This is a genomic window from Providencia vermicola (genome assembly GCF_010748935.1).
Taxonomy (GTDB): Bacteria; Pseudomonadota; Gammaproteobacteria; order Enterobacterales; family Enterobacteriaceae; genus Providencia; species Providencia zhejiangensis.
This window is the reverse complement of record NZ_CP048796.1, coordinates 2,440,325-2,465,819: the sequence shown is the minus strand read 5'-3', so window position 1 is coordinate 2,465,819 and position 25,495 is coordinate 2,440,325. Positions and strand designations below refer to the sequence as shown.

The window sequence follows — 25,495 nt, the reverse complement described above, 5'->3', positions numbered from 1 at the left end:
TAGGGGGTTGGGCTTCTTGTTATTTTTATTGTGATGAAGCTGAGGTCTGCAATGGCATTTGATAGAATGGATTGGCACTATGGTGGGGATTATCCCGAAAATTTGTCGCATGAAAATGCGGGAACACATATTGGTTTTTATCTGGCATGGCTTATTCAAAATGGATTAGTGGGTGAATTTCATCAAGAAGAATCCGTTGATGAAATCGCGGCAGTTTGCGCCCGTAAAATGGATGGTCGCACATTTTTAATCTCAATGTGCGATGAAAAATTTATTGATGAAGATGTCAATGAAGAAGGTTTAGCATTCACCGAGTTTTATTATCAGGCTGAAGAGGGCGGCTATTTCGACGATTATGAACGCATTTTAGCGAAAGGATTGCCAACGGTATACCATGTTGAGAATACATGGGAAAATTACGATAAAATAGCAACTGTGATTGCAGCGGCTTTTAATAATTGGAAAGATCGTCAGTCTTCATTCTAATTAAGTGATAACGAGCTGACTAATTCAATCACTCTGGGTATGGAAATAGATATCCAAAATGAATTTATTCCTGTTCACTGAATAACACAACTAGAACGGATGTTTTACTCTATTTGCATTGTCCACTAAAAAGGGAGCGTTAACGCTCCCTTTTTGTTTAGGAAAATAACCGTTTGGATTTATTCCACTTCTAAAATACGGCAAGTGTTTGTACTACCAATAGTGCCCATCAAGTCGCCTTGAGTCACTAAAACCAGGTCACCAGACATTAAATAACCGTTGTCACGTAGACGAGTGACGGCTTCATTTGCTGCGGCGATCCCATCGGTGTGTGTGCTACAGAAAACCGGCGTGACACCACGGTATAGTGAAGACTGATTAAGTGTTTTTTCATGGCGAGACATCGCAAAAATAGGCAAGCCGGAACTAATGCGAGACATCATACGGGCAGTACGACCCGATTCAGTCATAGCGATGATTGCTTTTACCCCTTTAAGGTGGTTTGCAGCATACATCGTTGACATCGCAATCGCTTCTTCTGGTGAACTAAATTCCGCATCTAAACGGTGCTTAGAAACATTGAGGCCAGGCATTTTTTCTGCCCCTAAACACACTTGTGCCATGGCGGCGACAGTTTCGGCTGGATATTGCCCTGCCGCCGTTTCTGCTGATAGCATAACGGCATCTGTTCCATCAAGAACAGCGTTGGCAACGTCCATGACTTCTGCACGTGTTGGCATTGGGTTAGTGATCATTGACTCCATCATTTGTGTCGCGGTGATCACTACACGGTTGAGTTGACGTGAACGACGAATCAGTTTCTTCTGTACGGCCACTAACTCAGGATCACCAATTTCAACACCTAAGTCACCACGAGCCACCATGACAACATCAGAGGCAAGGATAACCTCATCCATGACTTCGTCAGTGGCAACAGCTTCAGCACGTTCTACTTTGGCAACTATTTGACATTCACAGCCGGCATCACGGGCTAAGCGGCGCGCATAATTTAAATCTTCGCCTGAGCGTGGGAAAGAAACCGCAAGGTAATCAACACCTATTTTTGCAGCAGTGATGATATCTTCTTTGTCTTTATCGGTGAGGGCTTCAGCAGATAACCCTCCACCTAGTTTATTGATGCCTTTATTATTAGAAAGTTGACCACCAACTGTCACTTCAGTAAAAACTTGTAAACCTTGAACTTCACGAACCTTGAGTTGGACACGTCCATCATCCAGTAACAGAATATCACCAGGAACGACGTCAGCGGGTAAGCCTTTGTAGTCAATCCCGACTTTTTGTTGGTCGCCTTCACCTTTACCAAGCGTGGCATCAAGGATGAATTTATCACCAACATTTAAGAATACTTTGCCGTCTTTAAATGTAGACACACGAATTTTAGGACCTTGTAAATCACCAAGAATGGCAACATGTCGACCTAAACGAGCAGCGATTTCGCGCACTTTATTGGCGCGGAGAATATGGTCTTCTGGAGTTCCGTGAGAGAAGTTAAGGCGTACAACGTTGGCGCCGGCGTTAATAATCTTTTCGAGATTATTATCACGATCGGTAGCTGGACCTAGGGTAGTAACAATTTTCGTTCTTCTAAGCCGTCTAGTCATGTATTACTCCGTTGACCTGTAATGGTGTTAATTTATTGAATGAAATGACTTCATACTTCAATTGTATGCTTTATATCAAAAATGCTATCTTGCCCATGACAGAAACCTATCCATTCAGGATCACTTCTCGTTTCTGCTTGCACATAACTTGAACCATTTTGCGTATTTTCGAGACCTTTTTGCGACAAGTTATTGTGCTGACACGAGCACAGCTATTATATACTGCTAATTAGTTAATGCTATCAGGTCTGCAAAACTATTAAAGCGATACTCGTTATATTCCACGTTGCCACCCCCTTGGTCACCTCCATCTGTGTGGCTTCTCGTATTATTACCGTACCTAATGGCGTATTGATTTGTCACTTTGCTATAGCTTGAGTTATTTAGCATCAATAATCAAAAAGCAGTTATCGCTACACGCTATCAAACCGCGAATCGCGTAATGCTTCTTTGACCCGTTTCAAGTTATCTCTAAATTTTTCACCTCTTCTTAAGGTAAAACCTGTTGTTAGCACATCAATAACGGTTAGTTGCGCTAATCTAGATACCATAGGCATGTACATATCAGTATCTTCAGGTACGTCGATGATGATTGAAAGGGTGGCAACGTGAGAAAGTGGGGAGTTATCGGAAGTAATTGCGATGACAGTCGCATCGTTATCTCGGGCTAAACGTGCCATATCGACTAACGCTTTTGTTCTGCCAGTATGTGAAATCAAAACGATAACGTCTCCCTCACTACTATTTATACAACTCATCCGCTGCATAACAATATCATCGAAATAGATGACGGGAATATTAAAGCGGAAAAATTTATTCATCGCATCATGAGCGACAGCAGCAGAAGCACCAAAGCCAAAAAAGCTAATCTTGCGAGCTTGGGTGAGAAGGTCAACAGCTCGGTTAATCGCTGTAATATCTAAGGTATGTTTGACATTATCTAACCCTGCCATCGCAGACTCAAAAATCTTATGGGTGTAGGTATTTACTGTGTCGTTTTCTTCAACATTACGATTGACATAAGGGGTGCCATTGGCAAGGTTTTGAGCTAGGCGCAGTTTGAAGTCAGGAAATCCTTTGGTATCCATCTTGCGGCAAAAGCGGTTAACGGTGGGCTCACTCACATCAGCCAGTTGAGCAAGGGTTGCAATGCTAAGATGGATAGCTCGCTGTGGCATACCTAAAATAACTTCGGCAACTTTCTTTTCTGATTTACTTAAAAAATCGAGGCTGCTCTTCATTTGTTCTAAAATATTCATATAACGAAAGTGCCTATTTCATCAAAAGGAGAAATTTTTCTGCCATAAAGATACTCTGTATTTTATTAATATCGTTTTTGAAGGCAGTGTTTATAACAGGAATATACTATGGGTTATGGTTAACCTATCCGAATGTTCCAAGTTTGTGGCGTAATTTTTTACGAAACTATGAGCTGTATCTAATTTTCATCTCAGTCAGTTCACTGACGGTTTTGTTATTTTATTACAAATGCTGTCACCATTCAGTTATGATGACACGAGCCACGTTTGTTGTTTTTTTCAGCATAAAAACTGTGATCAGTATCATCAATATTTACTGAGTACCTTCAAAAGGGTACATTAGCGGAACATCTGGCTAATTTTGTAACAAAATTACAATAAATTCCGCAAATTGAGGAGAACCAATATGGCGGTAAATAATGCTGCTCAAGCCTGTGACTTGATTATTTTCGGCACCAAAGGAGACCTCGCTCGTCGTAAATTGCTTCCATCTTTGTATCAGTTGGAGAAAGCAGGCTACATTCACCCAGACACGCGTATTATCGGTGTTGGCCGTGCGCAGTGGAGCCAGAGCGATTATATTGAATTTGTTGAAAAAGCATTCAGCGAATTTTTGAAAGAAGACCTTGATCCGGTACTGTGGGAAAAACTTAGCGCACGTTTAGATTTCTGCAATCTAGATGTTAATCAAACTGAAAATTTCGATAGTTTGGCACAAATGCTTAAGCAGGATCGTCATCCCGCGATCCACTATTTTGCCATGCCGCCAAGTACGTTTGGTGCAGTTTGCCAAGGGCTGGGACATGCAGGATTAAATAAGCAACCTAACCGTGTTGTCATGGAAAAACCTTTAGGCACGGATTTAGCTTCTTCACAAGAAATTAATAATGAAGTCGCTAAGTATTTTGATGAAAGCCAAGTCTATCGTATTGACCACTATCTCGGAAAAGAAACGGTGCTTAACTTGTTGGCGCTTCGTTTTGCTAACTCGCTGTTTATCAATAACTGGGATAACCGAACCATCGATCATGTACAAATTACGGTTGCGGAAGAAGTCGGTATCGAAGGTCGTTGGGGCTACTTTGATCAGGCAGGGCAAATGCGTGATATGGTGCAAAATCACCTATTACAAATTTTAACGATGATTGCCATGTCTCCTCCCGCAGATTTGACGACCGATCGCATTCGTGATGAGAAGGTTAAAGTCTTACGTTCACTACGTCGCATTGACCATACGAATGTTAGAGAAAAAGCAGTTCGCGGCCAATATACCGCTGGTTTTGTTCAAGGTAATAAGGTGCCTGGTTATCTTGAGGAAGAAGGCGCTAATAAGCAAAGTATGACCGAAACCTTTGTGGCATTGCGTGTCGATATTGATGATTGGCGTTGGGCTGGCGTGCCTTTCTACTTACGGACAGGCAAGCGTCTGCCTGCAAAATGTTCAGAAGTTGTGGTTTACTTTAAAAAACCTGCGCTGAATATTTTTTCAGAAAGTTATCAGGAGCTTCCACAAAACAAACTCACTATCCGCCTACAGCCTGATGAAGGTATTGATATTGAGATCATGAATAAGGCACCTGGGCTCGATCATAAACATCGCTTGCAAACAACGAAGTTGGATTTGAGTTTCTCAGAAACATTCAATCAAACTCACTTAGCGGATGCTTATGAGCGTTTATTGCTCGAAGCAATGCGCGGTATTCAGGCATTATTTGTTCGTCGCGATGAAGTGGAAGAAGCATGGAAATTTGTTGATTCCATTATGGACGCATGGGCAATGGATAACGAAGCACCTAAACCATATCAAGCGGGGACTTGGGGGCCTATTGCTTCTGTCGCTATGATCACCCGTGATGGGCGTTCATGGAATGAATTTGAATAATAACGTCTAATATTATTTTTATAAGGCCAGTTGTTGCAGAGATAAGCCAACTGGCCTTATTGATTGACGTGATATCAACGGCGATTTATCACATTCTTGTAGGTCGCCATTAAAGCACCAATTCACTGCGACCGGTTGCCGCCATATGAATAATTCCTTGCTCAATGCGTAAACAGGCCATTTTCGCGGCATCGGGCACGGATAACCCCGCTAATAATTGAGCTGTTAGCTCCGCACCAAATAAATCACCTGTGCCTTTGGGGGTGACTGGGTAACGTTTATGGCGGATAACTGACACATCTTGCTTCGTGACACAAACGACGTCGATATTCTCTTCATCGGGTTGAAATGCGCTGGTAATAATGACCCATTGAGTATGCCCCTTTAATAAACTACGGGCAGCTTTAGTTGCATCATCTAAAGTTTGTATCTCTTGGCCACTGAGCGTTGCTAACTCAAATTTATTTGGAATGATCCCTGTCGCAAGTGGAATAACGTCATTTCGATAAACGTCAGCGATTTCAGGTGGTATGTAGAAGCCGCTGTCTTCATCGCCCATAACGGGATCGACGATCACGGGGATAGAAGGGGGCGTTTTACGTATAGCAGTTAGCCACTGTGCTAAATCATGTGCTTTGTTTTTAGAGCCTAAGTAACCCGTTAAAATGGCACGTACACCCGCCATACAGCCACGTTCCACTAAGCCACTTAAGTAACCGCGAAACCACTCTGAAGGTAACTCACCACCATGGCAAGTCGCGTAATGTGGAGTATTGCTTAAAATAACCGTTGGTACAGCGGCAACGCGCAAGCCTTGTTTCATTAATGCAGGGACGGCAATGCTATTACCGACACAGCCATAAACAACCTGAGATTGGATAGAGATGACATCATAGGGGAGTGGTGTCGCATTTGTGTCGTTTTGAAAACTATTAGAGGTGAGGTTGAAGGTAGCCATTTATCTCTCTTTCGGACGAAATACATATTTTACGAATATGACTCATATAAGAAGCCTGTTTGTTGTTGAAGTCAATGATAAACAGTTGATGTGTTGTCTAATAAAAGAAAACAGTAAAAAATGTATTTTTATCAATAAAAAATAGGGTTATTTAGTGAGGGTTTTTTGGTTGTTTATTCGCTATCTTATGAACAATACTGAGGTTCTTGCGGTTATAGATGCATAATTATGCAATAAAAATTCATTATAAAAAGCTGTTTATATTCATTGACTTAATATTTTTGGCATGCTAAAAATAGCATGTCTTAACAATTATATGAGGGTTCGGAGTAACTTGGGTGGATGTCCATCCGATGAAATGAATGAGATATCATGCTTAGCGTGAATAGCATTAAAATCAGTAAGTCACAAAGAAGAACAACCCACAGACTTTTCCTTTCAGCTATCCTTTCCAGTGAGCATCACTGGTGCGGTGCTTTATAGCGTCTCTCTAAAATATTCACTTTGCTGAATAAAACCAGCATTTTCTTGATATTTATTATTTTTTTATACTCGCATGAAATTTTTCGCTGACGAAAAGTGCGTTTTTTCTGTATGAAAAAAAAGCAGGCATGCGGTTGTCTGTAGAGAGATTATATAATGATATATTGGATATTTTTAGTATTATCTATTATCGCCGAAGTGACCGGTACTTTATCCATGAAACACGCCAGTGTCAGTGGTGGCTATACCGGAATGGTCGTCATGTATGTCATGATCGCACTTTCCTATATTTTATTGGCTATTGCGATTAAAAAAGTGGCGTTAGGGGTCGCGTATGCCTTATGGGAAGGCATCGGTATTTTATTCATCACCACCTTTAGCGTACTGTGGTTTGGTGAATCACTCTCACCAATGAAAATCGGTGGGTTAATCTTGCTAATCGTCGGTATTGGATTGATAAAATTTGGTACTAAAAAGGCTGTCGCCACTAAGTCATCTCAAAAAGCACACACCGCTGTTAAATCAAGCAGCTTGACACAATCGATGACGAAAACGGAGGCCTAATTATGGATATGCAATTTGAATGGTGGCACGGTGCCTTTTTGGTATTAGCAGTCGTACTTGAGATTTTAGCGAATATCTTGTTAAAAATGTCGAATGGATTTAAACGTTACTGGTTAGGTATTCTCTCATTATTAGCGGTATTAGGGGCATTTAGTTCCCTTGCTCAAGCAGTAAAAGGAATCGAGCTGTCAATCGCTTATGCACTGTGGGGGGCGTTTGGGATTATCGCGACAATTGCCGCGGGATGGATACTTTTCAACCAAAGACTCAACTACAAGGGTTGGGGCGGCATTGCGGTACTGCTACTAGGAATGGTGCTCATTAAAATGTCATAAAAACAAGCGCCGATACCGTGTGTATGCGGCGCTTTTAATATTTTATATGGATTAATCCACCCTATTGGCTAATCAATCAATCGCCGCAACGATTTTAATTTCCACTTTATACTCGGGTTTCATTAGTGCCGCTTGAACTGTACAACGAACAGGCGCGCTACCTTCAACAACCCATGCATCCCATGCTTGGTTCATGCCAGCGAAATCAGCTTTATCAGCTAAGAAAATAGTGGCATCTAAGATCTTACTCTTATCAGAACCAACACGTTGTAGAAGAATATCAATAGCGGAGAGTGTATCTGTGGTTTGCGCAATAATATCAGCATCTAAATTTTCAGGAACGCTGGTGTAGTAAACAACATTATTGTGAATAACCGCTTCAGACCAACGCTTATCTGGATCTATCCTTTCAATCGTCATTAGGGTTCCTTAGTGCTTTATCTATGAGTTTTTTTAAGAATAACAGTTAGTTCTATTAATGAAAATCCCTTCTGGCATGAATACACCATTTAGCTCAGCAGGTGAGGGCAAGACATGGTAAAGTAATCCCCTTCAAATTGAATGATTAATAGGTTTGCGGTGTACGACGATTTCTCTTCTGATGGCTTTTTAGCGAAAACAATCCCTGGGTTTCAACCACGTGCAGCGCAGGTGACTATGTCTAATGCTGTCTCTGAAGCCATTGCAAAACAGCAAGTGCTAGTGGCTGAGGCGGGGACAGGTACAGGTAAAACGTTTGCGTATTTAGTTCCTGCATTACGATCAGGTAAAAAAGTGATTGTTTCAACAGGCTCGAAGGCATTACAAGATCAACTTTATCATCGTGACCTACCGACGATTATTGATGCGATGCAATATACCGGTCGTACAGCATTGCTCAAAGGTCGTTCTAATTATCTGTGCTTAGAGCGTTTAGATCAGCAATCATTAGGTGGTGGCAGCCTTGAACCTGAAATTCTCTCTGCTGTTGTACGGTTGCGTAGTTGGTCAATTGAATCCGAATCAGGGGATGTGAGTACGTGCCATGATATTGCGGAAGATCATGCCGTTTGGCCGCTAGTCACCAGTACTAATGACAACTGTTTAGGCAGTGATTGCCCTCGTTATCAAGAGTGCTTTGTTTTAAAAGCGCGTCGTAAGGCATTAGATGCCGATATTATAGTGGTAAACCATCACTTATTTATGGCTGACCGCGTGGTGAAAGATACGGGGTTTGGTGAGCTGATGCCGCAAGCCGATGTGATGATTTTTGATGAAGCGCATCAAATCCCAGATATCGCTAGCCAATACTTTGGTCAACAATTAAGCAGTCGCCAATTGTTGGATCTTGCTCGTGATATGGTAATGAGTTACCGAACAGAGCTTAAGGATCTGGTTCAGCTACAAAAGAGTGCAGACAGGCTAACTCAAAGTACCTTAGATTTTCGTTTAAATTTGGGGGAAAACAGCTTTCGAGGGAATTTACGTGAATTATTAAAAACGCCCACGGTACAGCGAGCGTTAACACTACTCGAAGATTCCCTTGAGCTCTGTTATGAAGTCATTAAAACGTCACTAGGGCGCTCACAAACATTAGATTCTATTTTTGAACGAGTAACACTGTATCGCAATAGACTCAATAGGTTGAAAGAAGTCACTATTCCAGGTTACAGCTACTGGTTTGAAAGTTATGGTCGCCACTTTTTATTAGCATTAACCCCTCTGACGGTAGCAGATAAATTTAGTGAAATGATATCTAGCGCCCCAGCAAGCTGGGTATTTACCTCCGCGACATTATCAGTCAATGAGCAACTTAACTATTTTACAGATAGATTAGGAATTGATTCAGCCAAAACATTATTATTAGCAAGTCCTTTTGATTATCAAAGCCAAACGTTACTTTGTGTACCGCGTTTTCTGCCAGAAACGAATCAAAAAGGCATCGCACAAAAACTGGCTACCATGTTAAGACCCCTGATCATCAAAAACCAAGGGCGTTGTTTTTTCTTATGTACATCACATTTGATGATGCGTGAATTAGCCGAAGAGTTTAAAGTGACCTTGACTCTGCCTGTTTTTATGCAGGGGGAAACGAGTAAAAATAAATTACTGACACAGTTTATTGAGGCAGGTAATGCCGTATTGGTCGCGACGAGTAGCTTCTGGGAAGGCGTCGATGTTCGTGGAGATGATTTAACCTGCGTTATTATCGATAAATTGCCTTTTACTGCGCCAGATGACCCCCTATTACGAGCGCGTATTGAGGATTGTCAGCTAAGAGGAGGGGATCCTTTTGCTGATGTACAAATCCCTGATGCCGTGATTACGTTGAAACAAGGGGTTGGGCGCTTGATCCGTGACACTAGCGATTATGGTGTGATTGTGATTTGTGATAATCGTTTAGTAACGCGCCCATATGGTGAGGTTTTCTTGAACAGTTTACCGCCATCGCCAAGAACTCGTAGTTTAACTAAAGCGATTGAGTTTCTTGAGAAAAAAAGAACTGATATTAATAATAGTAAGTAAACCAAGGCCATAAGGGCTTTTTTGTACTCTTTCCTCTTGAGTTTATGCTACTATAAATCGCATTTTCAGGTCACTGTTGACAGGCAGTGGCATCAAATCTAATCATTTGCCGGAGTTGTGGCATGTCGAGCCGTATTCTTGCTGTTGATACAGCAACAGAAGCATGTTCAGTCGCATTATTATGCGATGGAGAAATTATTTCTCGCTTTGCAGTTTCACCACGAGAGCACACTCAGAAAGTGTTGCCCATGGTGGAAGACGTTTTATCACAAGCGGGGCTTTCGTTAAGTCAATTGGATGCATTAGCATTCGGGCGGGGACCGGGCAGTTTTACGGGCGTTCGAATTGGTGTGGGGATAGCTCAGGGGCTGGCGTTAGGCGCTAATTTGCCAATGATCGGCATTTCATCGCTAATGACATTGGCTGAAGGAGCATATCGCGTTGGAGGTCATGCTCGGGTATTGGTCGCAATCGATGCTCGAATGACAGAAGTGTATTGTGCTCAATATCAACGTAATGCAGAGGGAATATGGCTTGGCGAGGACAGTGAAGCGGTCATGAGTCCAGATCTTTTCCGTGATAAAATTAGCCAACTTACTGGGGAATGGAGCCACGCAGGGACAGGTTGGCAAGCCTATCTACAATTACAAGATAACGATATTGTCTTGAATGATAGCACTGTTGAATTGCCAACAGCACAAGATATGTTGCCTATCGCTGAGCGTTTATGGCGAGCAGGTAAGGTGGAGTCAGTGGAAAACGTGGAACCCACTTACTTACGCAATGAAGTGACGTGGAAAAAACTGCCTGGTCGTTAATGCGTTAATTTTCAGTTGTTGTATTTATTTTAGGGTTATTTAGCGTATTAAAATTATGAATCATTTCAATTTAAATAATCTAAATTGGAATGATTTTTTAATTAAATGATTAAAATAAACAAATAGAAATTGACTAAAGGTTCTGCAATACGTCTATAATTGACTTGATAGTACATTTCTCACTCAGCCCATTGAACATATCGTGTGATATACGATGATATTCATATTAATCCTTGCCGTCTGAATTTATAATTCACTTAAATGGAGGTGGTATATGGGAATAAAAATTAACTGTCGCACTACACTTAACGTTGTCTTATTTGTCGGCGTATTAGCGCTAACAGGTTGTGTGTCGATTCCTTCCTCAATTCAAGGTTCGTCACCAAATCCAGCGGTTAACTTATCATCAGTACAAAATGCGCCTGAAATGTATATTGGGCAAGAAGGCCGTTTTGGCGGAAAAGTCATCTCTGTATTTAATCAACCTAATAAAACACGTTTAGAAATCGCTGTTATTCCGTTAAATAAATATGATGCAGCTCCTGAATTAGGTGTTCCTTCTGTAGGTCGTATTTATGCTTTCGTGAATGGCTTCCTTGATCCAGCTGACTACAATGGTCGTTATATAACGGTTGTCGGTAAAATTACAGGAGAACAGCCAGGCAAGATAGGTGATATACCGTATAAATATGTCACTTTAGATGCAACGGGATATCAACGTTGGAATTTAACACAAAGTGTTATTTTACCTCCGGCTGGCCCATGGGGTTATGGCTATTATGGTAATCCTTATTACTATAATCACCCTTGGGGTTATGGATATGGTTACGGCTACCCTGGCGGGGTCGCGCCAGTACAAACGTATTTAACGGAATAAGATTAAATTGGACAATTTGCAAGAGGAGGCAATTTAGCCTCCTCTTTATTTGATTTGTGAGTTCGACTGACTTATTTTTAGGCGTATGCACGGGTAATGTGTTAATTTCTCCAAAAATTGTTCAGAAGAGTGTATTATTACGATATCTATACCGGATATCGTTCTGGTAAAACACACTAAAATGAAATAGGCGGACTGTCCCGCCTATTTTTGTTTCGAAGGAATGAAATTTATTTAGTGATAGAGCTCTCAACCTTGGCACAGGGTATTTTTCAAACTGGTACGCTGAGTTAATAATTTGTTAAAAGGGTGTTGAGTCATATTACTATACTAAAATTCAGGAGTCATACTTTGGAAAAAATCTGGCTGAAAAATTACCCAAGCGATGTTCCGGAAGAGATCGATCCTGATCGCTTTGCTTCTTTAGCGGAGTTACTTGAAAATTCGGTTTCGCAATATGCGGATCAACCTGCGTTTATTAATATGGGCGCAGTGATGACTTACCGCAAGTTGGAAGAGAGAAGCCGTGCTTTTGCGGCATACCTACAGAATGGCTTAGGGCTTAAAAAAGGCGACCGTGTGGCATTAATGATGCCCAATCTATTGCAATACCCAATAGCGCTATTTGGTATCTTACGTGCGGGCATGGTTGTTATTAATGTTAACCCACTTTATACACCAAGAGAGTTAGAGCATCAGTTAAACGACAGTGGTGCAAGCGCTATTGTGATTGTGTCAAACTTTGCGCATACTCTTGAGAAAATTGTTTTTAATACCAAAGTTAAGCATGTGATTTTGACCCGCATGGGGGATCAGCTTTCTCGCCCTAAAGCGACGTTAGTTGATTTTGTGGTGAAGTATGTCAAAAAGCTCGTTCCGAAATATCATCTACCGGATGCCATTTCGTTTAGGCGTGCGATGCATTATGGCTATCGTATGCAGTACATTAAACCGAATATTACGGGCGATGACCTAGCATTTTTGCAATACACAGGAGGCACAACAGGGGTTGCGAAAGGTGCAATGTTGACACACCGCAACATGTTAGCGAATATTGAGCAAGCGAGAGCCGCTTATGGCCCAGTCTTAAAAATTGGCTCAGAGTTTGTGGTGACAGCACTGCCGCTTTATCATGTTTTTGCTCTTATGGTGAACTGCCTCCTTTTTATCAATGTTGGTGGGGTAAACCTATTAATAACCAACCCTCGCGATGTACCTGGTACCGTCAAAGAGTTAGCTCGTTATCCCATCACTTCAATTACCGGGGTCAATACCTTATTTAATGCGTGGTTGCATAATGCCGAATTCCAGAAACTTGATTTTTCCAAGTTAAGGTTGTCGGTCGGTGGCGGAATGCCTGTCCAGAAAGCCGTTGCCGAGAAATGGCAAAAACTCACCGGTAAGCACTTATTAGAAGGTTATGGCTTAACAGAATGTTCACCACTTGTGACCGGAAATCCGTATAATCTGACCGCTTATAGTGGTAGTATCGGGTTACCTGTTCCATCAACAGAGATTAAACTGGTTGATGACGACGGCAATGAGGTTGCTGCGGGAGAGCCGGGTGAAATGTGGGTCAAAGGCCCTCAGGTCATGAAGGGCTATTGGAACCGACCTGACTCAACCGCTGAAATTTTGCGTGATGGCTGGTTAGCGACGGGCGATATCGCTGAAATTGATAGTGAAGGCTATATACGTATCGTTGATCGTAAAAAAGACATGATTATTGTCTCTGGCTTTAATGTTTATCCAAATGAAGTTGAAGATGTGATTTCATCTCACCCTGATGTGGTTGAATGTGCGGCAATTGGCGTACCAAGTACCAGCACAGGGGAAGCCGTTAAAGTATTTGTGGTTAGCAGTAATCCGAAATTAACATCTGATGACTTAAAAACATTTTGTCGCCGTTCACTCACCGCGTATAAAGTCCCCAAGCTGTTTGAATTTAGAACAGAGTTGCCAAAGTCAAATGTTGGAAAAATATTGCGTAGAGAATTACGTGATGAAGAAAAACAGCAAAAAGAAAGCTCAACAGCATAATGTTAGCTTATCGGTTTGCATCCCTATGAGTAACGCCGGTTTTTACCGGCGTTACTGTGATGAGTATATAAAAAGAGAAATTTGTTTTGAATTATCGTTTAGTAACAACGGACAGTGAGCTTGCACAAGTATGTCAGCAGGCAAGTGAAGCTGATTGGCTTGCATTGGATACCGAATTTGTCCGTACTCGAACTTATTATCCACAATTAGGTTTGCTACAGCTTTATGATGGAAAACAAGTTTCATTGATCGACCCTTTATCAATCAGCGACTTTTCACCGTTTAAAGCGTTGCTGACTAATCAGACTGTCACTAAATTTTTGCATGCAGGTAGTGAAGACCTTGAAGTATTTTTGCATGACTTTCAATGTGTCCCTGAGCCGATGGTTGATACCCAAGTGATCGCCGCATTTTTAGGTTACCCAATTTCGTGTGGCTTTGCCTCTTTAGTTGCAGAATATCTAGGGGTAACGCTGGATAAAAGTGAATCTCGAACCGATTGGTTAGCGCGTCCACTCAGTGAAAAACAATGCCTATATGCGACAGCAGATGTTTTATATCTGTTGCCATTAGCGAAAATTCTCATGCAAAAAGTGGAAGAAGCGGGCTATCTTGCTGATGCCTTAGAAGAGTGTCAAAGAACCGTTGAGCGGAGACAGAAAATCACGGATCCGGCGCTAGCCTATCGAAACATCACGAATGTGTGTCAGCTTAAAGATGAACAGCTTGCTTGTTTGCAAATGCTGGCTGAATGGCGTTTAAATCAGGCCAAAGCACGTGATATGGCCATTAATTTTGTTGTTAAAGAAGAACATTTATGGAAGGTGGCTCGTTACTTGCCTAGTTCGTTAGGTGAACTTGATGCTTTGGGACTCACGGGGCAAGAAATCCGATGTCACGGAAGACGATTGCTCAGTATTGTGGAAAAAGCCAAACAAATGAATGAAAGCGACTATCCGCCAATGGTTGCAAACTTGAACGAACAATCCCAGTATAAAAGTTTATTTAAAGAAATTAAGGCGGTAGTAAAAGAAATCGCTGAACATGAAAAATTTAATGCTGAATTACTGGCATCTCGTCGACAAATTAATCAGTTGTTATCGGTACATTGGGGGATTAAATCCTTGTCTAAGCAGCCTGAATTATTAGATGGCTGGCGAGGTCGCTTGCTAGCGGAACCCATTACAAAACTGCTTAATCAAACACACTAGTTTGTATCCCCGCGTTATTCGACCAAATTGTAGCCTTAAATCGAGCTCGCTGGATTTAAGGCTCTCTCAACAAAGAACAACATAGCGTTAATGAGACCTTGGGTAAAACTGCCCATATAATCCTTAGGCATATTAAAAGCATTTTATTCACTCTTTGTGAAAGGTTGTTTCTGTATTTTGAAAAATAATCAAAGAACAATATTTAGCCAAAATAGCAGGCAAGATGTGGAATGAAGTTTATCATTTTAAAGTTATTGTTAATCGCCTCTATTCCTTAAAAGATAACTGACCCGTTATTTTGTCGATCTTGTATATAAGTTTTATTGCCGATGAGTCTTTATTTTGGTGAAGAGGATTAAAATTAGCGTGAATAGATAGTGCGTTATGCTAATAGGGTAATCTAGAAGATGTGGTGTTTAACATTTGGTTATATTGCAAGCAGAGAGCTTATCTAAAAGAATCGCAAACATTATTTTAGCGATAGAAAACCCAAGCCATAAAAAATATTATGGCTATTTAGCTTACTAATGATTAAGCCAATTCAATTGACTGAAAAACTGATAAAGCGAGCCGCTATTTATCACTTAAAAACAACGGCTATTTGCTATGATTATTTCTCAGTTGTTTTTAGCTCATCACCTTCAGGTAATGTCACGTTCAATTCAAGTACTGAGATATCGTCGTCTTTTTGTTCGAATTGTACAGAAAGCATCTCAGGGTCAACTTGAACATACTTACAAATAACCTGTAAAATATCTCTTTTCATATCAGCAAGATAAGGAGGTTCACTATCACCGCGGCGACGTTCTGCTACGATGATTTGCAATCGCTCTTTTGCGATATTTGCTGTCGGTTTTTTCCGCGACAGAAAGAAATCCAATAAAGCCATTATTTACCCCCCAAATAGGCGTTTCAAGAAACCTTTTTTCTCTTCTTCAATGAATCGGATAGGGCGTTCTTCACCTAAAATACGATCAACACAGTCGCTGTATGCCTGACCAGCATCAGATTCCGTGTCTAAAATCACAGGTTCACCTTGGTTTGATGAACGTAATACGGATTGATCTTCAGGGATCACACCAATTAATGGAATGCAGAGTATTTCTAAGACATCTTCCATACTCAACATATCGCCACGAGTCACTCTTCCTGGATTATAACGGGTTAATAATAAGTGCTCTTTGATAGGGTCTAAACCTTTTTCGGCGCGGCGTGATTTAGAGGCAAGAATACCTAGGATGCGGTCAGAATCGCGTACTGAAGAGACTTCTGGGTTGGTAGTGATAATCGCTTCATCTGCAAAGTAAAGTGCCATCAATGCACCACTTTCGATACCTGCTGGTGAATCACAGACAATAAAGTCGAATGCTAATTCATTACCTAATTCGTCGAGTATCTTTTCAACGCCTTCTCGAGTAAGGGCATCTTTATCACGAGTTTGTGATGCAGGTAGAATATAGAGATTCTCTGTACGTTTATCTTTAATGAGTGCCTGATTTAACGTGGCATCACCTTGAATGACGTTAACGAAGTCATACACTACTCGGCGTTCACATCCCATGATAAGGTCGAGGTTACGCAGACCGATATCAAAATCGATCACAACTGTTTTTTTCCCTCTTTGTGCTAGGCCTGTAGCTATGGCCGCGCTTGAAGTGGTTTTACCTACGCCACCTTTACCAGATGTAACAACAATTATGCGTGCCATGAATAATTCCTTGTAAATAAGGTCTAAATTAAGTTTTCAATATTTAATCTGTTATCAACGAGACAAAGTTTCGCTGCTTTGCCGAGAAATTCAGAAGGGATCTGATCACTCAGCCAATATTCACCCGCAATAGACACCAATTCGGCTTGCAGGTGTGTACAAAAAATTTGGCTTTCAGTATCACCAGAGGCGCCCGCAAGAGCTCGACCTCTCATTATGCCATATATATGAATATTACCATCTGCAAGTAATTCTGCACCTGCGCTGATATTACTTGTGACAATAAGATCACTATTTGGGGCATAAATTCGTTGACCTGAACGAACTGGGCTATTAATAATTCGAGTTTTTCGATAACTAAACTCAGGGTCCGCTGGCGAAGCAATTTCAACGTTAGACGGCGTTGATTCAGGCTGAATGTCAACGGCTTTTTGGCTTTTGCCTTCACTCAGTACCGCTAAACCTGCATCACTGACTTTCTTCCGTAATAAAGGGTCGGTGCATCCACTTATTCCGACAACCCTTAAACCAACTGATATAACAGCCTTATGGATACTGTATAAATCCGCATTCGCTGTTAAATCGGCAATATTAATAACCACAGGCGCGTTTTTAAGGAAGTCAGGTGCTTGGCTTACCTTATCTTGAAGCGCTTTTTTGATGAGTTTAGTTTCTTCACTACGTAAGTGAAGCACTGAAAGAGTAAAGCTACTGCCTTTGAGTTCTATTGGCGACTGTGACATCTATCCGGGCTCAGCAAATTAAAATATCCGAAACAAACTTCGGGAGACGATATTCTGTAAAACAATAGCATGTTATAGTTACTGCATTCCTCAAGCAAGCCAATGAACCAAGAAAAAGAGTTAAATATAATGATTTGTGCAATATATCGTAGTCCTAACCGTGATCAAACATATCTTTATATTGAGAAGAAAGATGATTTTTCTCGAGTCCCCGAAGAACTGATGAAACAATTCGGCGTTCCACAGTTTGCGATGACATTATCCCTTACAAACCGCGATAAATTGGCAAATGCTGATATTGAAAAGGTCAAAGCAGATTTAATTGAAGTCGGATATTATCTTCAATTTCCACCACCAGTTGAAAATTTACTCGCTGAATATCGTGAGTCTTGTAGCGAATAAAATTAGGATAATCCTGAAATGATAATTGACCGGTGGGAGTGATGAAATGAAACCAACTTTACTATTTACTTTAATTAGCGGCTTATTTTTAGTGAGTTGTTCAGCGAAGCCACCGGTTTCAGCTGCACCGAAACAATTGACTACTCAACAAAATGTTGCAATTGCGCAAGAAGTTGAAGCGCTAGATAAAGCATTTCCAATTGAAAATCGTGAGCCATCACAATTTCCGGCTTATGTTGAGTTATTAAAACAGCACGCGATAGCGCAAGGAATTAAACCGAGCACGGTTGAACGGGGATTCGCTAATATCCATTTTATTGAGCGTGTGGTTAAGGCCGATAAAGGGCAACCTGAAAAAAGAGCCACCGTGACTTTAGAAAGCTATTTAAAGAATGTGTTACCCGCCTCGCGCATTAACGCAGGTGCTCAAAAATATTGGGAAAACGAAGCAATCTTAAATGCGGTTAGCAAACGTTATGGTGTTCCGCCTCAATATATTGTTTCTTTGTGGGGACTAGAGAGTGGATTCGGTCGTTCCCAAGGTAAAGAAGATGTTATTTCAGCATTAGCAACACTTTCATTTGAAGGGCGTCGTGAAGCTTTATTTAGCAAACAATTGCTAGCTGCATTGGAAATTATGGACAAAGGCTATATCCCAGAAGATCAGCAATTAAAAGGATCTTGGGCTGGAGCCATGGGGCAAAGCCAATTTATGCCAACATCGTATTTGTCTTATGCGGCGGACGGTGATGGTGATGGAAAAATGGATATATGGAATAACACGGCAGATGTTTTTGCCTCCATCGCGAATTATCTTTCGACAGAAGGCTGGCAAGCCGCTTTACCGTGGGGTTACCAAATTACATTACCTGCTGATTTTGATAAACAGCTCGAAGGGGTTAAAGCAGAGCAGGGTAAAACCGTTGCTCAGTGGCAACAACTTGGCGTCAAATTACCAGCATTCGCACAATTACCGTCCAGTGTAAAAACATGGGTTGTTATCCCTGATGATCCGCAGGGGCGCGCATACTTAGTGACAGAAAATTTCCGCACTATTATGCATTGGAATCGCTCATATTACTTTGCTTTGAGTGTATGCTTGATGGCTGACGGCGTTGCTCAAAAAATACAATAACGATAATAGGAGTTACAACTATGTACCAACATCGTGACTGGCAAGGTGCCTTATTGGATTTTCCTGCAAATAAAGTAGTTTGTGTTGGCAGTAATTACGCAAAACACATTAAAGAGATGGGCTCCGCACACCCAGAAGAACCTGTTATTTTTATTAAACCTGAAACTGCATTATGTGATGCAAACCAGCCGATAGTGATCCCAAAAGATCTGGGAGCAGTGCATCATGAGATTGAATTAGCTGTCTTGATTGGTATGCCATTAAAGAATGCCGATGAAGATCGGGTTTCTCGTTCAATTGCGGGTTTTGCGGTGGCGTTAGATTTAACGCTACGAGATTTACAAGCAAAATTTAAGAAAGCGGGACAACCATGGGAAAAAAGTAAAGCATTCGATGGGTCTTGCCCAATTTCGGGTTTTATTCCTGTCAATAGCTTTGGTGACCCACAAAGTGCCCAACTGTCCTTAGAGATTAATGGCGAAATTCGCCAGTCAGGCTCGACTCGTGATATGATCACGCCCATATTGCCATTGATTAGTTATATGTCTCGCTTTTTTACCTTACGTGCGGGGGATATCATTTTGACAGGAACCCCAGAAGGTGTGGGACCATTGACATCGGGTGATATGTTAAAGCTCTCAATTAATGATCACTCGTTAACGACCAGAGTGATATAAGTATAGGATTATTAAGTATTATGTCTCAGCCTTTCTGGCAGGTAAAAACGTTAGATGAAATGACTGACGATGAATGGGAATCACTGTGTGACGGTTGTGGGCAGTGCTGCTTGCATAAACTGATGGATGAAGACACAGATGAAATTTATTTTACTAATGTGGCTTGTAATCAATTAAATATCAAAACGTGCCAGTGTAAACATTATGAAGACCGTTTCAGCTATGAGGCAGATTGTATCAAACTTAATCGATACAATTTAGAGACGTTTGAATGGCTACCACATACTTGTGCTTATCGTCTGTTGCTTGAAGGGAAAACATTGCCTGCATGGCATCCGTTAAAGACGGGGTCAAAAGCGGCAATGCATGCGGAAAGGATTTCTGTGCGGCACATAGCCGTTAGGGAAAAAGATGTGGTTGAGTGGGAAGACCATATAATGAACCGTCCCGTAGACAGAACATAATCACGTGTTCATTGACACGGGATCATATAATAGCCCTATTCGATAGGGCTGTTACTGCAACCGCTTGTATCACTTCCTAAACCGTATTTAAAACTCTTCATACACTGCTGGGTCTTGGTTTCTTAGTCTTCCCTCTACTGAAGATAATGCATTTATTGCCTGCATATCTTCTGACGACAGGATAAAATCATAAACATCAATATTTTCAATCTGACGAGTTGAGTGCGCGGATTTTGGTATCGGCAATGCACCTAATTGTAAATGCCAGCGCATGATAATCTGTGACACAGTCTGATTATATTTTTTAGACAAATTGACCAGCGTTGGGTGAGAGAATAAATTTCCAGCTCGTCCTAATGGACTCCATGACTGCGTAATAATGCCTTTTGATGCATGATATTGACGCTGTGTTGCTTGGTTAAAGTTAGGGTGTAATTCTATCTGGTTAATGACAGGGAGCACGCCTGTTTCTTTTTCTAAAATCTCGATGTGCTCAGGAAGAAAATTACAGACACCAATGCTTCTTATTAAGCCAGAACGTTGTGAGTCGATTAAAGCTTGCCAAGCTTCAACGAACGTTCCTCTTTTCGGGTTTGGCCAGTGGATCAAATACAGGTCAATATAGTCTAATCCTAGACGTGTGATAGATTCTTGAATCGTCTGTATTGCGTTATTATATTGCTGGTGGCGCCCAGGTAACTTTGAAGTCACACTGATTTGATCTCTTGGAATAGAACTATTTTTTATTGCTCTACCGACGATGCCTTCATTTTCATAATTAAATGCGGTATCGAGTAAACGGTAGCCATTGTTTAAAGCGCTTTCAATGATCCGCGTGCCCTGTAAGCCTTTTAAAGCATATGTTCCAAAGCCAATTTGAGGAATTTGGAATCCATCGAGTAATTCATATGTCGGGCTCATAGTGCCTCCTGTTGATATTAGCATTACATTCAATATATCAACCTTGTCGAAACTTATTTTGTCGATTTGGGTAGTACTAACAGCATGGTTATTGCAATAATGAGTGCGCAAATTGTGAGCAATACTCGGTCGAACGCGAGGATTATAGGCCCAGCGGTAGCGGTAATATTAAAAGTCAGTGCAATGGCAGTTAAACAGAATGTCCAATAACCGTAGCGTTTAGCCCCAATTATTAACATGGCAAATAATAATAATCCCACCAGTGAGACGTGTAATAGTTGATTTTCATAAAAACCAAGTAACAATCCGCCAACAGCAGCGCCCAGTAAGGTGCCTATCCCCCGTTGTTTTAATCGCGCCCACGTCGCCATACGCTCAGATTTCATCACCCTTAAACCCGCAGCCGGTAACCAACAAGGATGTGAGCTAGGCAATAGCGTCGCGAGCACACTGCCTATTAGTGCGACTAAGACCATTGCAATGGAGAAGCGTTGTACCGCTGGAGAACGTAAGTCAATATGAGTGGCAGAAGCGGGGGCTTCATTTCGAGGGAGCTGAAGATAAGAAATGATAACGCCCCAACAGGTACCGAGTGTAAATGCACAACTATAAAATAAACTCCCTTGGGAAGGTATTTGTCCTATTGAAAGAAAATAAGCCAATACGCCTAATGCGATAGGTAAACGCAAATACGTGGCTCGTAATTCAGCATAGCCTTGAATAAGGGCACCAAGAGCAGCATAAATAAAAAACAAAAGGCTACCTAAAGTGACATTAATCCCGATGATTGCAAAGACAGATAAAATCCCAGCCCCTTGTAGTAATACGGGAATTGGATTTTTTTTGGGTAATTTAGGGTATGAAACCACTAATAAATAAGCACCAAAGGACATAAGAGTGCCAAACATGGCTTGTCCATAGAATATACCGAAAATCCAAGGAGCAATAACCCATAGAGAGAGTAAAAGTGCACTACGGATTTGGTGCAAAGAAATTGACATCAGAAGTTCTCGCTTCTCATTTTATGATATAGGCCAAATTTGTTTAGTATGAATACTGTAATCAATGAGTAACTTACTGACAATATTATAATTTTTATATTCATTATTAGATTATCAAAAGGGTAAATGGCGTTGTTTTCAATTAATTCGACATGCAACTAGTCTCAAGTCTCTTTTTATCAATACATATATTGATTAATTTCAGTTGTTTGTATCGTTATCTTCTGTTTTTGTAAAATTAAGTAATTAAGACCTGTCTTTGGCTTGACTATGGCATGGTTAACCCTCTAAAGGGGGAAATTAAAATGCATCAAATGAAAACAGAGGTTGTCGTCATTAGGTTAACTAAAAAAGAGAGAGCGGAGCTTGACGCAAAAAAAACGAAGCCCATCCTTTCTGAATGGATGAAAGAACTTGCCTTTGCCGCACCAGATCATCCCGAGAATAATGATATTGAGCACAAGTCTTCATAGTGCCATTACAGCGCGGTTATTGAGCGCACTTGGTCATAAACATCGGGATACGCCACTCACCAATTTGAAGGCAATTAACGCATCTTTACTGCGCTATAGCTATAGCGTGAATTGCATTCGCTTAATAGCGCATAAAGGTTAACTGCTACCTGTACTCTATGGCGCTTTTCTCTTGCGGATGGGGTGTTTTACTGTTCGTACCAATGGACATCATATGACTTTGCCAATGGCGGAAAGGGATAGAGTGATAGATTAACAAATAAGATTAATTAATGTACAGCTCATAGATTGAAAGAGATCTAACTCTCACTTTTAACGACAATAGATATTCAATATATGATGTGTGTTTTATGTTATGGCCCGAATAAGTTGTATAAAATGTGGCTATTTTAGCAATTAGCATCTACATTTTTAGTTAGATTATAGGATTCCTAATAGATAGGGGCTTTAATCGAATATCGATTTTAGTTAGGTTTGGTTGAAATGTGAGCTATTTTTACTCTGTAGATGAGTTTTAAGAGTTTTCTGAATGCCGATTTATAGACCTATGTTACCCAGAAAACAAATTATTTTTTAATATTAATTATCAATTGGTTACAATTTTAAAATAATTTGAATAGATAAAATTTTATGTAGAAAAAACGGCTATATATCAAATTAATTGATAACATTTACTAACAGAAGACGTTGATGCTCCATTATTCATTAAAACATTTTTAGTTATTGGCAAGAAATAAAATATTAAATTAATAAAAATTATCAAAATCCAAGTAAATTTAGCTTAGATATTTCACTTGCTAGACTAATATTATCAATATCAACACTAACGATATTGGTTATACCCAGTATTTTATCACCACAATATCTCTTTGTTAGCTTAACTTCTCAGAATTACTCCAATAGTGAGTAAATAGTCCAATTATGATGTGTCATCATTATTTCATAAATATATGCTCAAATAAGAATGAATATCAACCTCTACATAACATAAAATTAATTTATATTATGCAGAGGTTAGCTATCAAATTTAGATGACTCATTCTTCAGTGGATTTTAATTTGGAATAAGTTATTACGATAATGATGGTCATATTTAGATGTATTTTGCTGTTTTCATTTTTTACAAAAAACTATCATAAGATCATTTTTTAGAATTTATTTGTAACATAAAATTGAAAAATAAATTATCAAGTGTAATAAACTTGCATAATACGAGTAATTCAGAGAATTGGCTTAATAAAATTTTTCGATCAATAGCACTCATTTGATAGGTGCCATCTATTAAAAATTACACTATGTAATAATAAAAACGATTTAATGTAATTTAAGTTTTTATGTATCCTCTCTTCGAAATCATATAGACCACGTTATGATTATTAATTCTAAGATGGACTAATTGAGATAAAACTATATTTTTAATTTAATTATTAGTAGTAGCTTAAATACACAGAAATAAATATGTGTCCGTATTAAATATATGGTGAGTACACTATGTTAATTATTTATTAAAAAACTAGGCACTTAATAAGTCCTGTTTAGTGTAATAATAAAACCCCTCATATTAGGAAATGATAATGAAAAAAGTATTACTGACAGCAGTTGCAACTGCAATTATTGGCGCATCTTCTGCTTATGCTGGAACTGAAAATGCTGGCGGTGGCCAAGTTAATTTTTACGGTAAAGTGACAGATGTTTCTTGTACCATTTCTGTTGATGGCCAAGGTAGCGATGCTAAAGTTTATTTGTCTCCTGTTTCTGTTAAAGAAGTTAAAGATGCAGGTGCAAACATTTATCTGAAACCAAAATCATTTGTGATTGATGTAACTAATTGCCAAGGCACAAATGATGACACAGTATTAAACGTTAACTGGACTGGTGGTAACGTATTGGCGGGTGCTTCTGGTGCTAACGAAGGTTATTTAGCTAACACAGATTCAACGGGTGCTAAAAATATTCAATTAGTTTTAGCAACTAACGCTGATTCTGATTTAAAAACCAAAATCAACCCAACCAGCGCTACTCAGCCTAAGCCAAAAACAATCGATATTGCTGATGGTTCACGCTTCACTTATTACGTAGGTTACGCAACTTCTACACCAGATACTGTTAGCAGCGGTATTGTAGAAAGCTACGCAACTTACGAAATTACTTACGAATAAGATTAAATTAATTTAAAGTAATATTTATCTAAGCGGTAGGCTCACTGCCGCTTTTATTTAGAGGTTCAAATGAAAGCAATTGTTTTATTCTTCTGCTTCGTTTTCAGTGCATCTTCATTAGCGAATAATATTATTGTTAACGGCACTCGATTTATTTATCCTGGAAATGAAAAAGAAATTACAGTGCAGTTAAATAATACCGCGGATAGACCAGCCGTCGCACAAGCGTGGTTAGATACCGGTGATGCATCTGAAACACCAGATACAATAAAAACACCATTTCAAATTACGCCTCCAATATCTCGAATTGATGCGAAAGGGGGACAAACTCTCCGTATAAAATTAATGGATAAAAACCAATTAGCACAAGATCAGGAAAGTTTATGGTGGCTGAATATTTTAGATATCCCCCCCACCGTTAGAACGGCTGGAAAAGAAGATCAAAACTTTTTACAACTGGCAATTCGTTCACGTTTTAAATTTATTTATCGTCCTGTAGGTTTAGGTAGTCGTGAGTTAGCACCTGAAAAATTAATTGTCAGTGCTAATGGAAACAATTTGACCATAAATAACCCAACACCATTTTTTATTACTATTACAAAAATTTCTACAGATGGAAAAAATGGGTTAACTGATAAAGCGATTATGCTGGCACCCAAAAGCCAAAGTTCAGTGGTATTGAAAAAAGCAATTAAAGTAGGCGAAAACATTGTTTTGAACAATATCAATGATTATGGGGCGGATATAGCAGTTAAAACAACTGTTAAATAGGA

Annotated in this window: 25 protein-coding genes; 16 read left to right on the top strand and 9 right to left on the bottom strand. The window is 40.1% G+C overall.

Features of this window, described 5'->3' with window-relative positions:
* The first annotated feature begins 51 nt into the window (after positions 1-51).
* Entirely contained in the window at positions 52-486 is a 435-nt protein-coding gene (locus G3341_RS11005; RefSeq protein ID WP_154623150.1) for a hypothetical protein, read from the top strand.
* Between the two features lie 179 nt (positions 487-665).
* Here the strand turns inward: G3341_RS11005 and pyk are convergent, their stop codons facing one another.
* Complete coding sequence (gene pyk, locus G3341_RS11000) at positions 666-2,108, bottom strand: pyruvate kinase (protein ID WP_154623149.1); 1,443 nt, start codon at positions 2,106-2,108, stop codon at positions 666-668.
* A gap of 413 nt (positions 2,109-2,521) precedes the next feature.
* Positions 2,522-3,367 carry a MurR/RpiR family transcriptional regulator gene (locus G3341_RS10995; RefSeq protein WP_154623147.1) on the bottom strand — a complete coding sequence of 282 codons (846 nt, stop codon included), beginning with the start codon at positions 3,365-3,367 and terminating at the stop codon, positions 2,522-2,524.
* 406 nt (positions 3,368-3,773) lie between these two features.
* Between G3341_RS10995 and zwf the strand changes: the two genes are divergently transcribed.
* Positions 3,774-5,249, top strand: coding sequence for a glucose-6-phosphate dehydrogenase (gene zwf / locus G3341_RS10990; protein ID WP_163861864.1), 1,476 nt, complete (start codon positions 3,774-3,776; stop codon positions 5,247-5,249).
* Positions 5,250-5,358: 109 nt separating this feature from the next.
* On the opposite strand, the gene pdxK is transcribed toward zwf, so the two are convergent.
* Positions 5,359-6,207, bottom strand: a complete 849-nt coding sequence (pdxK, locus tag G3341_RS10985; protein WP_163861861.1) for a pyridoxine/pyridoxal/pyridoxamine kinase — start codon at positions 6,205-6,207, stop codon at positions 5,359-5,361.
* 639 nt (positions 6,208-6,846) lie between these two features.
* Here pdxK and mdtJ point away from each other — a divergent pair.
* Entirely contained in the window at positions 6,847-7,254 is a 408-nt protein-coding gene (mdtJ, locus tag G3341_RS10980; protein ID WP_154623143.1) for a multidrug/spermidine efflux SMR transporter subunit MdtJ, read from the top strand.
* Between the two features lie 2 nt (positions 7,255-7,256).
* Positions 7,257-7,589, top strand: a complete 333-nt coding sequence (mdtI, locus tag G3341_RS10975; RefSeq protein WP_154623142.1) for a multidrug/spermidine efflux SMR transporter subunit MdtI — start codon at positions 7,257-7,259, stop codon at positions 7,587-7,589.
* Positions 7,590-7,661: 72 nt separating this feature from the next.
* Here mdtI and G3341_RS10970 read toward each other — a convergent pair whose 3' ends face one another.
* Entirely contained in the window at positions 7,662-8,009 is a 348-nt protein-coding gene (locus tag G3341_RS10970; RefSeq protein ID WP_154623141.1) for a RidA family protein, read from the bottom strand.
* Between the two features lie 159 nt (positions 8,010-8,168).
* On the opposite strand from G3341_RS10970, the gene G3341_RS10965 reads away from it, so the two are divergent.
* From G3341_RS10965 to rnd, 5 genes are all read left to right on the top strand, one after another.
* Complete coding sequence (locus G3341_RS10965) at positions 8,169-10,094, top strand: ATP-dependent DNA helicase (RefSeq protein WP_163863593.1); 1,926 nt, start codon at positions 8,169-8,171, stop codon at positions 10,092-10,094.
* Between the two features lie 122 nt (positions 10,095-10,216).
* Complete coding sequence (gene tsaB, locus G3341_RS10960; protein WP_163861858.1) at positions 10,217-10,912, top strand: tRNA (adenosine(37)-N6)-threonylcarbamoyltransferase complex dimerization subunit type 1 TsaB; 696 nt, start codon at positions 10,217-10,219, stop codon at positions 10,910-10,912.
* Positions 10,913-11,186: 274 nt separating this feature from the next.
* Positions 11,187-11,789 (top strand): Slp family lipoprotein, encoded by a 603-nt coding sequence (locus G3341_RS10955; protein ID WP_154623135.1) that lies wholly within the window; start codon positions 11,187-11,189, stop codon positions 11,787-11,789.
* Positions 11,790-12,140: 351 nt separating this feature from the next.
* The gene (gene fadD, locus G3341_RS10950; protein ID WP_154623133.1) at positions 12,141-13,829 is read left to right on the top strand and encodes a long-chain-fatty-acid--CoA ligase FadD; all 1,689 of its coding nucleotides are present in this window, start codon (positions 12,141-12,143) and stop codon (positions 13,827-13,829) included.
* A gap of 86 nt (positions 13,830-13,915) precedes the next feature.
* Complete coding sequence (gene rnd / locus G3341_RS10945) at positions 13,916-15,040, top strand: ribonuclease D (protein ID WP_154623131.1); 1,125 nt, start codon at positions 13,916-13,918, stop codon at positions 15,038-15,040.
* A gap of 610 nt (positions 15,041-15,650) precedes the next feature.
* Here the strand turns inward: rnd and minE are convergent.
* From minE to minC, 3 genes are read right to left on the bottom strand one after another with little or no spacing between them, the layout of a single operon-like run.
* Positions 15,651-15,929, bottom strand: coding sequence for a cell division topological specificity factor MinE (gene minE, locus G3341_RS10940; protein WP_154623129.1), 279 nt, complete (start codon positions 15,927-15,929; stop codon positions 15,651-15,653).
* A gap of 3 nt (positions 15,930-15,932) precedes the next feature.
* A complete protein-coding gene (gene minD / locus G3341_RS10935; RefSeq protein WP_154623128.1) occupies positions 15,933-16,748 on the bottom strand; it encodes a septum site-determining protein MinD in 816 nt (271 codons plus the stop codon).
* Between the two features lie 23 nt (positions 16,749-16,771).
* Positions 16,772-17,491, bottom strand: a complete 720-nt coding sequence (minC, locus tag G3341_RS10930; RefSeq protein ID WP_163861855.1) for a septum site-determining protein MinC — start codon at positions 17,489-17,491, stop codon at positions 16,772-16,774.
* Between the two features lie 129 nt (positions 17,492-17,620).
* Here minC and G3341_RS10925 point away from each other — a divergent pair, with 129 nt between their 5' ends.
* Genes G3341_RS10925 through G3341_RS10910 form a run of 4 tightly spaced genes read left to right on the top strand, consistent with a single transcriptional unit; the run spans position 17,621 to position 20,169 of the window.
* Positions 17,621-17,893 carry a YcgL domain-containing protein gene (locus G3341_RS10925; RefSeq protein WP_154623156.1) on the top strand — a complete coding sequence of 91 codons (273 nt, stop codon included), beginning with the start codon at positions 17,621-17,623 and terminating at the stop codon, positions 17,891-17,893.
* A gap of 46 nt (positions 17,894-17,939) precedes the next feature.
* Positions 17,940-19,028: a lytic murein transglycosylase gene (locus G3341_RS10920; protein ID WP_154623124.1), complete on the top strand. Its 1,089-nt coding sequence runs from the start codon at positions 17,940-17,942 to the stop codon at positions 19,026-19,028.
* 20 nt (positions 19,029-19,048) lie between these two features.
* Positions 19,049-19,705 carry a fumarylacetoacetate hydrolase family protein gene (locus G3341_RS10915; protein ID WP_154623123.1) on the top strand — a complete coding sequence of 219 codons (657 nt, stop codon included), beginning with the start codon at positions 19,049-19,051 and terminating at the stop codon, positions 19,703-19,705.
* A gap of 17 nt (positions 19,706-19,722) precedes the next feature.
* Complete coding sequence (locus G3341_RS10910) at positions 19,723-20,169, top strand: YcgN family cysteine cluster protein (protein WP_208852771.1); 447 nt, start codon at positions 19,723-19,725, stop codon at positions 20,167-20,169.
* Positions 20,170-20,256: 87 nt separating this feature from the next.
* Here the strand turns inward: G3341_RS10910 and G3341_RS10905 are convergent, their stop codons facing one another.
* Positions 20,257-21,090, bottom strand: a complete 834-nt coding sequence (locus G3341_RS10905; protein ID WP_163861852.1) for an aldo/keto reductase — start codon at positions 21,088-21,090, stop codon at positions 20,257-20,259.
* Positions 21,091-21,143: 53 nt separating this feature from the next.
* Complete coding sequence (locus G3341_RS10900; protein ID WP_163861849.1) at positions 21,144-22,091, bottom strand: FUSC family protein; 948 nt, start codon at positions 22,089-22,091, stop codon at positions 21,144-21,146.
* A 305-nt stretch (positions 22,092-22,396) separates the two neighbouring features.
* On the opposite strand from G3341_RS10900, the gene G3341_RS10895 reads away from it, so the two are divergent.
* From G3341_RS10895 to G3341_RS10885, 3 genes are all read left to right on the top strand, one after another.
* Positions 22,397-22,564: an MbeCy gene (locus tag G3341_RS10895; RefSeq protein WP_154623116.1), complete on the top strand. Its 168-nt coding sequence runs from the start codon at positions 22,397-22,399 to the stop codon at positions 22,562-22,564.
* Positions 22,565-24,137: 1,573 nt separating this feature from the next.
* A complete protein-coding gene (locus tag G3341_RS10890) occupies positions 24,138-24,722 on the top strand; it encodes a fimbrial protein (protein ID WP_154623209.1) in 585 nt (194 codons plus the stop codon).
* 69 nt (positions 24,723-24,791) lie between these two features.
* The gene (locus G3341_RS10885) at positions 24,792-25,493 is read left to right on the top strand and encodes a fimbrial biogenesis chaperone (RefSeq protein ID WP_154623210.1); all 702 of its coding nucleotides are present in this window, start codon (positions 24,792-24,794) and stop codon (positions 25,491-25,493) included.
* The last annotated feature ends 2 nt before the right edge of the window (positions 25,494-25,495 follow it).